General features: G+C 69.7%; 9 protein-coding genes. 4 read left to right on the top strand and 5 right to left on the bottom strand.

Going from position 1 to position 13302, the window contains the following annotated elements:
* The first annotated feature begins 52 nt into the window (after nt 1–52).
* From ACFVIU_RS28430 to ACFVIU_RS28420, 3 genes are all read left to right on the top strand, one after another.
* The gene (locus ACFVIU_RS28430) at nt 53–541 is read left to right on the top strand and encodes a GNAT family N-acetyltransferase (protein WP_385845961.1); all 489 of its coding nucleotides are present in this window, start codon (nt 53–55) and stop codon (nt 539–541) included.
* 40 nt (nt 542–581) lie between these two features.
* The gene (locus ACFVIU_RS28425) at nt 582–1643 is read left to right on the top strand and encodes a YihY/virulence factor BrkB family protein (protein WP_385845960.1); all 1062 of its coding nucleotides are present in this window, start codon (nt 582–584) and stop codon (nt 1641–1643) included.
* 496 nt (nt 1644–2139) lie between these two features.
* Entirely contained in the window at nt 2140–2664 is a 525-nt protein-coding gene (locus ACFVIU_RS28420; RefSeq protein WP_385845959.1) for a peptidylprolyl isomerase, read from the top strand.
* Nucleotides 2665–2745: 81 nt separating this feature from the next.
* On the opposite strand, the gene ACFVIU_RS28415 is transcribed toward ACFVIU_RS28420, so the two are convergent.
* The 5 genes from ACFVIU_RS28415 to ACFVIU_RS28395 form a co-directional block, all read right to left on the bottom strand.
* On the bottom strand, nt 2746–3624 hold the full coding sequence (locus tag ACFVIU_RS28415) for a carbohydrate ABC transporter permease (RefSeq protein WP_385845958.1): 879 nt from the start codon (nt 3622–3624) through the stop codon (nt 2746–2748).
* Nucleotides 3621–4604, bottom strand: coding sequence for a carbohydrate ABC transporter permease (locus ACFVIU_RS28410; RefSeq protein ID WP_385845957.1), 984 nt, complete (start codon nt 4602–4604; stop codon nt 3621–3623). The genes ACFVIU_RS28415 and ACFVIU_RS28410 overlap by 4 nt, the downstream gene beginning before the upstream one ends.
* Nucleotides 4605–4703: 99 nt before the next feature.
* Nucleotides 4704–6014, bottom strand: a complete 1311-nt coding sequence (locus ACFVIU_RS28405) for an ABC transporter substrate-binding protein (RefSeq protein ID WP_385845956.1) — start codon at nt 6012–6014, stop codon at nt 4704–4706.
* A gap of 67 nt (nt 6015–6081) precedes the next feature.
* Nucleotides 6082–9072 (bottom strand): glycoside hydrolase family 2 TIM barrel-domain containing protein, encoded by a 2991-nt coding sequence (locus ACFVIU_RS28400; protein ID WP_385845955.1) that lies wholly within the window; start codon nt 9070–9072, stop codon nt 6082–6084.
* Nucleotides 9073–9140: 68 nt separating this feature from the next.
* Nucleotides 9141–10151 (bottom strand): LacI family DNA-binding transcriptional regulator, encoded by a 1011-nt coding sequence (locus tag ACFVIU_RS28395; RefSeq protein ID WP_385845954.1) that lies wholly within the window; start codon nt 10149–10151, stop codon nt 9141–9143.
* 338 nt (nt 10152–10489) lie between these two features.
* Between ACFVIU_RS28395 and ACFVIU_RS28390 the strand changes: the two genes are divergently transcribed.
* Nucleotides 10490–13282: a glycosyl hydrolase family 28 protein gene (locus ACFVIU_RS28390; RefSeq protein WP_385845953.1), complete on the top strand. Its 2793-nt coding sequence runs from the start codon at nt 10490–10492 to the stop codon at nt 13280–13282.
* Nucleotides 13283–13302 lie beyond the last annotated feature (20 nt).

The raw sequence follows: 13302 nt of genomic DNA, 5'->3' as shown, positions 1-13302 counted from the left end.
GCGCAGCCGCCCCGCCGTACGAAGGCTCCTCCCGGTGCGGGATACTCTCCCGATGGGTTCACGCACGTCCCGGTCGAGTCAGCCGGTCACCATACGGAGGGCCGTCGCAGGGGACGCCAAACGGCTCACGCGGCTCGTGCGCGGCTCAGGGGCCTACGAGGGCATGTACGCGTCCGCAGTCGCGGGCTACCGGGTCGGTCCCGACTACATCGAGGCCCACCGCACCTTCGTGGCCGTCGGCGCCGACGAGCAGGGAGGCCGGGTTCTCGGGTTCTACTCGCTCGTCCTCGCTCCACCGGAGCTGGACCTGTTGTTCGTCGCCGACGAGGCGCAAGGACGGGGCATCGGCCGGCTGCTCGTCGCGCACATGCAGGCCGAGGCCCGCGCCGCCGGGCTCGACCGGGTCAGGGTCGTGTCGCATCTCCCCGCCGCGGATTTCTACCACCGCATCGGCGCGGTGCGGACCGGCACCGCGCCCGCGAACCCGCCCGCCGTACCGTGGGACCGTCCCGAATTCGAATTCCGTATCCCTGTGGAATGACCGGGGGCGTAGACGGCGCCGTGAGGGTTACCCGACGGGTATGGCGAAGTTGCATCTTCCAGGGCGGGAAGCGCACCACAGCCGCGACGAGTCGCAGGCTCGCCGGGTGGCGCCCGAGGAGGCCGGACCCGCGCCCGAGGTGGAGCGCCGGGCACCCGATACGCCGACCAAGCTGCCCAAGGGCGCATGGCGCGGTGTGCTCAAGGGGGCGCTGCGGGAGTTCAAGGACGACGAGCTGACCGACCGCGCCGCCGCCCTGACGTACTACGGCGTGCTGGCGCTGTTCCCGGCGCTGCTGGTGCTGGTGTCACTTCTGGGCCTCACCGGCAGGTCGACGACCGATGCCCTGCTGGCCAACGTCAGAAAGCTCGCCCCCGGCTCCGCCAGGGACATCATCACCCGGGCCGTGGAGCAGTTGCAGAACAACGCGGGGGTCGGCTCCGTCATGGCGGTCGTCGGCATCGTACTGGCGGTGTGGTCGGCCTCCGGATACGTGGCCGCGTTCATCCGCGCGTCCAACGCCGTCTACGACATGCCGGAAGGCCGCCCGGTGTGGAAGATCCTTCCCGTACGGCTGGGCGTGACCATCGTTCTGATGGTGCTGGCGGTGGCCAGCGCGCTGATCGTGGTGTTCACCGGCGGCCTCGCCCGCCGCGCAGGAGCCGCGCTGGGTGTCGGTGACGCGGCGCTGACTGCGTGGTCGATCGCCAAGTGGCCGGTCCTGATCATCCTGGTCACCGTCATGATCGCCATCCTGTACTGGGCGAGCCCGAACGCCAAGGTGAAGGGCTTCAAATGGATCACGCCCGGCAGCCTGCTCGCCCTGGTCATCTGGATGATCGCCTCGGCCGGGTTCGCGTTCTACGTCGCGAACTTCGCCTCCTACAACAAGACCTACGGCACCATGGCCGGCGTCATCGTCTTCCTCGTGTGGCTGTGGATCACCAACCTGGCCATCCTGCTGGGCCTGGAGTTCGACGCGGAGACCGTCCGCCAGCGGGCCATCGCGGGCGGCCTCCCGCCCGACACCGAGCCCTACACCCAGCCCCGCGACACCCGGAAGTGGGACGAGGACGACCGACGGCGCCTGGACGGCGGCTGAACACGCCGCCGACGGTCCTGGTCAAGTCCTCGTACGGCCGGCTGTCGACCCCCCCCACAGCGGACCGCCCCGGCATCGGCGTCGACGGCCCGGCCCTGGCCACGGGCCGTGCCGGAGATCAGGCGGCTCTCCCCTCCACCGCCTGACAGTGGGTTGTGCCGCATCCGAACGAAGTGCCCTGCGCCGAGCCCAAGGCCGGCAGCGGATGTGGCTTGCGGACGGGTGCTCGGCCGCCGGGACGCGCTCTAGACTGCGACCGCTCCGAGATCTGACGATGTTCTGGAGGGTGTGCAGGATGAACCGAGCTCTCACGACCGCACTGGCGGCAGCAGCGTTGGTCGTGTCCGGGGGTGGCACAACCGCCTACGCTTCCGATGCCCCGCCGCGAACCACGCACGGTCCTTGCCAGTACACCGAGACACCGGACGAGCCGGCGGCGCGGCCGGTTCCCCTGCCGCCCGACCCGGGGCACACCCCCAGCCGCGGCACTGTCGGTGTGGCTGTCCGGACCAGCCAGGGACCGCTCCCGCTGCGTCTGGACCGGGCGAAGGCGCCGTGCACGGTCCAGAGCTTTCTGCACCTGGCGCGGCACCGGTTCTTCGACCGTACGGTGTGCCATCGGCTGACGGCGTATCCGACGCTGAAGGTCCTCCAGTGCGGCGATCCGACCGGCACCGGCGAGGGTGGGCCGGGGTACGCGTACAAGGACGAGCTGCCGGTGGACCTGCCGCCGGCACCGACCGATCCGACCGGCACCCGTCGCCTCTACGGGCGCGGTCTGCTGGCGATGGCCAACGCCGGGCCGAACACGAACGGCTCGCAGTTCTTCGTCGTCTACGGCGACTCCGCGCTGCGACCGAACTACACGGTGTTCGGCACGGTCGGTGCCGTCGGCCTGAAGACGCTCGACAAGATCGCTGCCGGCGGAATCGAGCCGACCGGCCAGGACCCCGCGCCTGTCGACGGCACGCCCGCGCTGAGGACCGAACTGCTCAGCGTCCGGCCGTCCTGCCGGCCCTGATCGACTGGGGTGCGGCGAAGCCGTACCGGAACGCTCCGGTGCGGCTTCGCCGCGGGTTCGACTGCACGGGCAGCGGACGCGTTACTTGAGGGAGCCTGCGGTCAGGCCCTTTCGCCAGTAGCGCTGGAGGCTGATGAAGGCGATGAGCAGCGGGACCAGCGAGAGCGCCGCACCGGTGATCGACAGCAGCGGCGGCACGCCGTTGGCGAACTCCGAGCGCCACTGCACCAGGCCCACCGTGACGGGCTGGAGTGAGGAGGAGTTGAGCATGAGCGAGGGCAGCAGGTAGTTGTTCCAGATGCCGACGAACTGGAACAGGAAGACGGTCACCAGTGCGGGGGCCATCAGCGGCAGGGCGACCTGGAAGAAGGTGCGCTGTTCGCCTGCTCCGTCCAGCCGTGCGGCCTCCAGCAGCTCGTCCGGGACGGACGCCGCGGCGAAGATCCGGCAGAGATAGACGCCGAACGGACTGACACAGCTGGGCAGCAGCACCGACCAGTAGGAGTTGGTGAGGTCGAGCTTGGCCATGAGCAGGAACAACGGCAGCGCGAACATCGGCGCCGGGATGAGAACCGAGGCGAGGATGACGTTGAACACGCTTTCCCGGCCGCGGAAGCTGAACTTGGACAGCGCGTAGCCGGCCATCGCGGACAGCAGGGTGCTGACGGTCGCACCGACGAGGCTGTACAGCGCGCTGTTGGCGAGCCAGGTGGAGAAGATGCCGCCCTCGAAGCTGAACACGGTTCTGACGTTGGCGACCAGGTCGAAATGGGAGAACCACAGCGGCGCACCGGTGTAGAGATAGCCCGAGCCCTTGGTCGCGGAGACGAACAGCCACCACAGCGGGATCAGCGTGTACACGGCCATCAGGCCCAGCACGCCGTTGACGGCGACCTTGCTCGCGATCTCGGTGCCGCGCGGGGCCGGTCGGATCGGTCGGCTGGCCCGGGTCACGCTCATGCCGTCGCTCCCTTGCGCTGGGTGTACTTGAGGAATCCGAACGAGAGCACGAGGGTGAGCAGCGCGAGTACGACGGACTGGGCGGCGGCCAGGTTCTGGTTGCCCATGTCCATGCCCAGGGTGGTGTTCATGATCGGGGAGAACGTCGGCGAGACGCCCGGGACGCGCGCGCCGACCAGCACCGCCGGCTCGGTGTACAGCTGCGCCGTCCCGATGATGGAGAAGACCGTGGTCAGCACCAGCGCGGGACGCACCAGCGGGATCTTCACCGCCCACGCCAGGCGCCATCCGGTGCAGCCGTCGAGCGCGGCGGCCTCCATCACCTCGGCGGGGAGCGTCTGCAACGCGGAATAGATGATCAGCATGTTGTAGCCGGTCCAGCCCCACGTGATCATGTTCCCGATCGAGACCGGTACCCACGACGGCGACAGGAAGTCGACGTCGATCCCGATGCGGGACAGCGGCCCGGTGAACGGCGACAGGCTCTTCGCCAGGAGGAAGGACCACATCACCGCGGCGATCGCGCCCGGCAGCGCGTAGGGCAGGAAGAACGCGAGCCGGAAGGTCTTCCGCAGCCGGGCCGAGCGGGAGTCCAGCAGGAGTGCGAGAAGGAGGGCCAGGCCGAGCATCACCGGCACCTGGACGCAGCCCAGCAGTACGACCCGGACGATCGACGCGATGAAGTCGTGGTCGCCGAAGGCATCGGCGTAGTTGGACAGTCCCGCGAACTCCGTGGACTGCGTACCGCCGAACAGCCCCGCGCGGTGGACGGTGAAGAAGCTCTGGTAGACGGCGTAACAGATCGGCGCGACCATCATGGTCAGGAAGAGCACCGCGAACGGTGCCAGGAAACCCGACGCGGTCAACGCGGTACGGCGACCGGTGCCGCGCCGAGGCCGGCCGGCGGGGGAGACGCGGGGGGTGACCGCGGGCACCGGCCGCGGCGGCGACGCGGTCCGGGCGCTGCTGGGACTGCTCATGGAAACCTCGCTGGGCGGTTCGTCGTCGGGGAGCGGGCTCCCGCGGCGCCGGGTACGGGCGGCCGCGGGAACCCTTGGGGCGGCTGAAGTGCCGCTGCCTCAGCCGTTGGTGACGGACAGTCCGAGCTTCTTGATCGCGGCGACCGTCGAGGCCTGGACCTTGGTGACCGCGTCCGGATAGGTGCCGGAGCCGATGGCACCGGTGAAGTCCGTCTCGACCTGCTGGTAGGTCGGACCGTTGGTCCAGGTGGTGGGGACCTGCGCGGCGGAGGTCTTGTACAGGTCGCCGACCTTCTGGCCGCCGAAGAACGGGTCACCCCCCGTGAGCGACGCGTCGTCCTGTCCGGCCTTCGACGCCGGGTACAGGCCGCCCTCGATCCCCGCCTTCACGGCCTGCGGATCGCTGGACAGGAACGCGGCGAACTGCGCGGCTTCGCGGGGCGTCTTGCACCCGGTCATCACCGAGGTGGCCGAGCCGCCGTTGCTGGCGCTCGTGCCGTCGCCGGCCTTCCAGGTCGGCATCGGGGCGACCCGCCACTTGCCGGCCTGGTCCTTCAGGTCCGACTTCAGGCCGTAGGAGGCCCAGGACGCGTTGACGAACGTCAGCACCTTGCCGGCTTCGGAGGCCTTGTCGAACTGCGGGTCCCAGGCGTTGCCCGTCTTCGTCACCAGACCCTTGTCCTTCATGCCCTGCCAGAAGGCGGCGACCTTACGGGTGCCGGGGTTGTCGATGCTGACGGTCCAGCTGCTGCCCTTGGTCGAGTACCAGGACTGGCCGGTCTGGAGGCTGTAGGCCGCCAGATCGTTGGCGTCGCCGGGCGCGGTGCCGAACTTCACGCTCGGATCGGCGGCGGCGACCTTCTGGGCGTCGGCCATGTACTGGTCCCAGGTGGCCGGCGGCCTGGTGATGCCGTACTTGGCGAACAGGTCCTTGCGGTAGAAGAGGACCATCGGGCCGACGTCCACCGGGACGCCGTAGATCTTGCCGCCGATGCTGGAGGCCGAGACGGCCGACGGGATGTACTTGGCCATGTCGGCGCTCGCGTACTTCGTGATGTCCATGATCGTGTTCTTCACGAGCATCGACGGGATGGTCTGGTACTCGATCTGGGCCAGGCACGGGCCCTGGCCGGCGGTGATCGCGTTGCTGATCTGGGTGTAGCCGCCCTTGCCGCCCGACGGGATCTTCTTGAAGGTGACCTTGGTGTTCGGGTGGGAGGCGTTCCACTGGTCGACGATCTTCTCGTACGGAGCCCAGCCCCAGAACTGCATGTTCACCGGGCCGGCCTGGCTCTTCTCCGAGTCGTCGGAGGTGCTCTTGGTGCTGCTGCACGCGCCGAGGCCGGCGACGAGGAGCGCCGCGGTGGTGATGGTCAGGAGTCTGCGGGTGCGTATGGTGGTGCTGTTCATGTGAGGCAACCTTCTGTGACAAGGGCTGACTTGCTGGATGACCGGTGGGCGGGCGGGCAGGGCCCGTCTACCGGCCGGTGCCGAACTCCATGCCGAACGCGGTGGGGACCGCGGCCAGGACGTGCGGTGCCGACGGCCCCGGGCCGCAGGCCGTGCTGCCCAGGCCGTGGTGGGCGTGATCGAGGTGCAGATGGAGTCTGCCGTCGCGGACCAGGTCGTACGGGTGAGTCGCGGCGGCCAGGGCTTCGGTGCTCCACGGGCGAACGGTCAGGTCGATGACCGGGTCGCCGGTGATGAGCAGGGTGCCGTCCGGGGTGGTGATCCTGGCGCGGCGGACCTGGTGCCGGTTGCCGTTCTCCTGCGGGCGGACCTGAGGGGTCTGCATCGCCGAGACGGTCGACAGATGGCGGCCGACGCGAGCCGCGGCGCGGAAGTCGCGGTACGCCTCACCGGGACCGGGACCGAACCACTCGACGTCGGCGTCGGTGCCGGGCAGCGACATCGCGACCCCCAGCCGGGGCAGCGGCACCGGCCATGGGCCGTCGGGGGTGACGACGGCGTCCAGCCGGAGCCGCGCCCGGCCCGCGTGCGGTGTGTCGCAGGCCGACCAGCGGTAGACCACGCCGAGCCCGGAGGAGGACCCGGCGGCGGCCAGCCGGGCGGTGACCGTCAGTCCCGACGCGTCGGGCTCGACACCCAGCACATCGTGGCGCATCCGGTGCAGTCCGGCGGCGAACCAGGCGTCGGACAGCGGCTCGCCGAAGGCGTTGAGCAGGTCGTTGTCGATCGGGGCCCGCCAGATGTCCAGCCTCGGACCGTCGAGCTCCAGGTCGCCGAGCCGGATCAGCACCCCCGTGCGGGCGTCGAACCGCGCGGGACCCAGGGCGATGTACCCCTCATGGGCGAAAGCCGGCGCCGGCGCGAAGGGGACGGGCGAGGCGGCCGGGGCCACGACCAGCCCCTGGGCCCAGGCGATCTCGTGACCGGCCGCGGCCCAGGACTCGTCGGCGGCGAGCACCGCGGTCACCGTCAGCCACACCTCGTGGCCGGAGTCGTTCTTGCGCGCCGCGTCGAGCGCGACGGTGACCTCGGCGGGCCATGCGACGGTGGTCGTCGTACCCGGAGCGGTCGCGGGCACGGTCAGGCCGCCGGAGCCCACCGGCTCGCCGCCGTCCTCCACGGTCCACCGGAAGTCCAGGTAGCCGCTGTCGCGGACGTGGTGCAGGTTGTGCACGCGGATCCGCCCGGCCGCCGGGTCGATGTGGATCCGGACCGGTTCGATGACCTTCTTGTACTCGACCAGGCCCGGTGACGGCGTGCGGTCGGGGAAGAGCAGCCCGTCGGCGACGAAATTGCCGTCGTGTACCTCCTCGCCGAAGTCTCCGCCGTAGGCGTAGAACGTGGGGGAGTCCTCCTGCCCGGTGCGCCGGGCGATCCCGTGGTCGATCCACTCCCAGACGAATCCACCGGCCAGGCGCGGATGTGCCTCGATGACCTGCTGGTACTCGGACAGCCCGCCGGGGCCGGTGCCCATGGCGTGTCCGTACTCGCACAGCACGGCCGGCAGGGCGCGGCGGTGTGCGTCGTCGGCCGGATCGGCCGTCGGTGCCTCCTGGCCGCGTCCTACGGCGGCCAGCTCGTCCACACCCATGTACATGCGGGAGTACAGGTCGACGTACGCGCAGCTCGCGTGGTCGCCCTCGTAGTGGATCAGGCGGCTGTCGTCGCGCTGCCGGATCCACGCGGCCGCGGCGGCCAGGTTGGCTCCGGTGCCGGACTCGTTGCCCAGCGACCAGACGATGACCGAAGGGTGGTTCTTGTCGCGCTCCACCAGCCGCGCGGCCCGGTCCAGGTAGGCCTCGCGCCACGCGGGGTCGTCGCTGGGATTGCGCCGCCAGCCGCCGGGTTCGAAGCCGTGCGTCTCGAGGTCGCCCTCGCAGAACACCCACAGGCCGTGCTCGTCGCACAGGTCCAGGAAGCGGTGGTCGGGCGGGTAGTGGCTGGTGCGCACCGCGTTGATGTTGTGCTGCTTCATGAGCAGCACGTCGGTCAGCATGATGTCCTCGGTCAGGGTCCGTCCCGTCAGCGGATGCCATTCGTGGCGGTTGACGCCCCGCAGGGAGATCGGCCTGCCGTTCACGGTCAGGACGCCGTCCACGACGGCCACGGAGCGGAAGCCGATGCGCAGCGGTATCCGCTCCCCGGCTTCGGAGACCAGTTCACCCGTGTACAGCCGAGGTTGCTCGTCCGACCAGGGCTCGACGCCGTCGATCAGATGCGGGCCGGCCGGATCGGCGGCGGATATGCCGAGCTCGGGCACCGACAGGGACACCGGGGTGGGGGCGGTGACCTCGACGGACAGGGTGCCCTGGCCCGTCGTGTGGTCGTAGGCGGCGTGGACGAAGAAGTCCTCGACACCGCGGGCGGCCACGGTCACCGACCGGAAGATCCCGGACAGCCACCACATGTCCTGGTCTTCCAGGTAGCTGCCGGACGACCACTGGTGCACGCGGACGGCGAGTACGTTCCGGCCGGGCCGCAGACTGCCGGAGACGTCGAACTCGGTGGTCAGTCGGCTGCCCTTGCCGTCGCCGAGCCGGATCCCGTTGAGCCATACCGCGAACGCGGAGTCGACGCCCTCGAACCGGAGCACCGCAGCCGCCGCCGGGAACCCGTCCGGAACCTCGAACACACGGCGGTACTCACCGGTCGGGTTCTGCCGGGGCACGCGTGGCGGGTCGACCGGGAACGGGTACAGGATGTTGGTGTAGGCCGGGGCGCCGTAGCGCGGTTCGCCGGGCAGACCGGTCATCTGCCAGCAGGACGGCACGGCGAGCAGGTCCCAGGCGGCGTCGTCGAAGTCCGGCGCGGCGAAGTCCCCGGTGAGGTCGTCCACCCCCGACGCCAGCCGGAATCTCCAGGTGCCGTCGAGCGAGATCGTGGGCAGGTCGGAAGCGAACGCGGCGCGCGGGCGCAGCCGTCCGGTGCCCGGCGACCGGTCTTCGACGTAGGCGTTGGGGTCGAGGCCGTTCACGGTGAAGGTGTTTCCTCTCGACATGCCCCCGTGGTGGCGGGAACCGGCTGGGAAGGACTGCGCCGACGGCTCATGGGGTGTGCCGTGGCAGGTCAGGCGGTGCCGGGCGGCAGACGGTCGCCCCGGGCGGGGCCGCTGCTGTCCCGCACGGTCAGGGTCGGGCGCAGCAGTGTGACGGCGTTGGTCGGCGGCCGGCCGGAGTCGACGGCTCGCAGCAGGAGTTCCACGGCCTGCTGGGCCATCTCGCGTTTGGGGAAGGTGACCGTGGTCAGTGCCGGTCGGATCCGCCCGACCTGGGCGATGTCGTCGAAGCCGACGACGCTGACGTCCTCGGGGACCCGCCGCCCGGACCGGACCACCGCCTCGACGGCACCGACGGCCAGGACGTCATGGGTGGCGAAGATCGCCGTCAGCTCCGGATCCGCCTCCAGCGCCGCGCAGGCCGCGGCGAACCCGCCTGCGGCGTCGTCGCTGGTGCAGGCGAACACCTTGCGGTCGTCCAGCCCGTCGGCGGCGAACGCCCGGCGCAAGCCCACGACGCGCGGTGTGTGTGCGGGGAGGTCGGCGATCACCGCGACATTCCGGTGGCCGAGATCCCGCAGGTGGCACCCGGCCAGAAAGCCCGCGTGCTGGTAGTCGATGGACACCACCGGGAGGGTGGTCGGCGGGTCGCCCTCCCAGGCGAACAGCGCGACCGGGAAGCTGGCCGCGGCGAGCATCGGCAGTTGCTGTTCGACGCCGTTGTCCCCGGCGACCAGCAGGGCGTCCACCGAGCGGGCCGTGAGGTTCTCCAGGTGGGCCCGGGTGTAGTCGGGATCGTCGCGGGTCGTGGCGAGCAGCAGGTTGTATCCGTGGCCGACCAGGAGGTTCTCCACCTCCTCGACCACCTCCGAATAGAAGGCGTTGGCCACCGACGGCACGAACAGGCCCACCGTCGACGTGCTGCCGGTGCGCAGTGAGCGCGCCACCAGGTTCGGCTTGTAACCGAGTTCGGCGATCGCCTTGTTCACCTTCGCCAGGGTCTCCGGCCGCACCTTCTTACCGGAGACCACGTTGGAGACGGTCTGTTTGGTGACCCCCGCCCTCGCGGCTACATCCGCCATTGTCACCACGTAGGCTCCCCGAAACATTTATCGATCCACGAAAGTGGCGTCAGCGTAGGGCGGCTGTCGCAGCAGGGCAAGTCCTCGCACCATGGCCGTAATTGAGCCGTTACGGCGCACGGTGAGGGCGCGACGGGCAAGTTACGGCGGCTTTCCACGAGTTGCGGCGCACGGAGCATTGACGCCTCCAGAAATACGGCAGTAACGTCCCCGCCACGCCGATCCCTTGGATCGGTCCACGTGGTGGCGCCGGTTCCGCGCATGCTCCGCGCCCTCTCCAGCAGGCGGCGAGTGCCTGAACAGACCTGGAGGGGACTCGTCCTGAGGAGATGACAGACATGACCAGACCGGCCGGCGGCGACGTCGACCCGAACCCCGCCCCGGCGCGACGCGCCTCGCGCGTGATGCGCTTCCGCGCGGCCGCCGCCGGCGCCGTCATCGCGGCGGCGAGCCTCCTGCTCACCGGCGTCGTCCCCGCCCACGCCGCCACCACCGTCCACACCTACGCACCGACGGGAGTGGGAGGCGGTACGACGACGTCCCCGGACGTGGCGTCCACCAAGTACCAGGTGCAGGTGGCCGGCACGCCCGTCCAGGCTGTCCAGTACACCGAGAACGGCCACAACTTCGACATCGCCCGCTTCGCCTCGGACTCCCGGACACCGACGATCACGGTCACGCTGCCCGGCACCACGATCGACACGGTGAACGTCTACCCGGCGCGCCACTACCCCGCCGGCAGCGTCTCGGTGAGCACGGACAAGCACACCCTGACGTTCCGGATGTCAGCCGCCGCCGGGTTGAACCAGGCGATCGTGATGGTCAACGGCGACTCGACCAACGCCACGGGACAGCCGTACCTGGCGGTCGTCGACGACCCTCTGGAGGACCCGGCGCAGCGCCCGGACACCACGAGCGCACCGGACGGTTCCGGCGTCAACATGCAGACCGGTGTCCTCAACTTCCAGGAGTTCGCTGCGAAGTACCTCGCGGCGCACCCGAACAGCGCGGCCCAGAAGGCTCCCGCCGCGACGACCAGCTCCATGGCCGGCAAGACCGTCGACGGCACCTCCGTCCCCGCCGGTCAGAAGACCTCGGCCGGGAGCCTGGTGAGCGCGAGCAGCGTCAATGTGCGGTACCCGAATGTGCGGGTGATGGCCGCCGACGACGTCACCTACGCCCTTCAGGCCGCCCTCGACACCATCAAAGCCCACCCCACGGCGCTCAACACGCTCTACTTCCCGAACGGCACGTATGTGTGGTCCGGTCTCCTGGTCAACGGCCTGGACGGCAGCAAGCTCAAGGGCGGCAAGCTGAAGATCTACACCGCCGAAGGGGCCCTGCTGAAGAACCGCGTCCAGGCGTACATGGAGGCGTTCGAGCCGGCGATCGGGATCATCAACTCCAGCAACATCGAGATCGACGGCCGCGGCGTCTTCGACGGTAACGGCGTGGCGAACTACCGCAGTGACTCGCACGACGCCTACCGCAGCCAGCACCAGGGCGGCGTCATGGTCATGCACTCGTCGGACATCACGTTCAACGACACCTACGAGCGCAACGCGAAGCAGTGGAACTACGAGACCCACACGGCCAACAGGGTGACGTTCAACAACATCAAGGCCCTCACCCCGTACCGCCAGCCGTGGATCGACGGGACGGACTTCGCGAGCGGCCAGGACATCACCGCCAACGGCGTCTTCACCCTCGGCAACGACGACGCGTTCGCCTCCGGCCACTACAACCCCAGCGACGGATTCGCCCCCCTGGCCTCCGGCGTGTGGACCAACTTCCAGCTCGGCACCTCCAGCGCCGACGTCCAGGGCTATGTCAACGCGGTGGCCGCCCACGACGCCGTCGCCGACGATCTCGGGTTCGACTCCTACCACTGGGACCACGAGGACTCGAAGAACATCTCGGTCAGCAACACGCTGAACTGGTCCGTCGCCGCCGGCAACGCGATCCGGATCGGATGGAGTTCGTACGGGTACCGGCTGACGAACTACACGTTCGACAACTTCAACTCCGTGTCGCCGGCGGCCGGCGGCATCTTCACGCACAACAGCCCCAACCCGTACCCGCGCATCCAGAGCATCGTGGTGAAGAACAGCTCGATCGACACCTCCCGGTTCACCCAGGGACCGATCGGGCTCAACGGCGGCAACGGATCCACCCAGACCATCACCGCCGACCAGCAGGCGACCTACGGGTACGCCCCCAACCCCGACGGGTCGGGCACCACGTACACGTACACCAGGGCCCCGATCGGCACCTTCGACCTGGACAACGTGTGGTTCTCGCAGCAGAACACGAGCAGCACGCTGAACGGCGCCACGAACGTGACCCTGAACAACATCCGTGTCGCCGGCCGGCTCGTCGAATACACCGGCCAGCTTCCGCTGACGACGAGTGGCATCGGCACGCTGACCGCCACCTACACGGACGCGAACGGCCAGACCCAGAACGTCAAGGCCGGCGCCCTCACCAGCGGTGACACCTGGGTGGGTGCGTGGACGGGGGACCAGACCACGAACAACTCCGCGGACCTGACCCTCGTCACGCGCAACACCGGGGCCGGCCTGATGGGCGAGCAGTACACCACGGGATCCGGGGACGGAAAGCTCACCTACATCCAGTTCCCCCTCGCCGGCCTCACCAGGGCACCGAGCCGGGCGACACTCCATCTCACCTACGTCGGCCACCGCTATGCGACGGTGCCGTCGACCGACACCGACCAGCTCCTCGTACAACCCGTCAGCGACACCACCTGCACCGGCGGCGGCACATCCTGCCCGGTCACCACCATGACCTGGCAGAACCGGCCGAGCTTCACCGCCACGACCTCCTCCGTCGCCACGTCGGCCACCTTCACGCTCGGTTCGACCGTCATCCCGGAGGGCGGCGGAACCCACCAGGACAACGCCGTCGACGGCCGCGACATCACCGTCGACATCACCTCCTTCGTCCAGGACGCCTACGCGGCCAACCGGTCCACGCTCCTGCTCGCCGTCTGCAACGCCGGGGGCACCAACCACGAGCTGCGCTTCGTCAGCTCCGAAGGCGCCACCGGCTCCGGAAAGCTCACCCACGGGACCGCCGAGATGGCGCCCGGAATGACCGTGACCCCGTAGCCACCCGAGGCCGGTCCGTC

The organism is Streptomyces sp. NPDC127190 (assembly GCF_042672505.1).
GTDB lineage: Bacteria > Actinomycetota > Actinomycetes > Streptomycetales > Streptomycetaceae > Streptomyces.
Note: the sequence above shows the minus strand (reverse complement) of the source record. Positions and strands in the feature narration are given on the sequence as shown.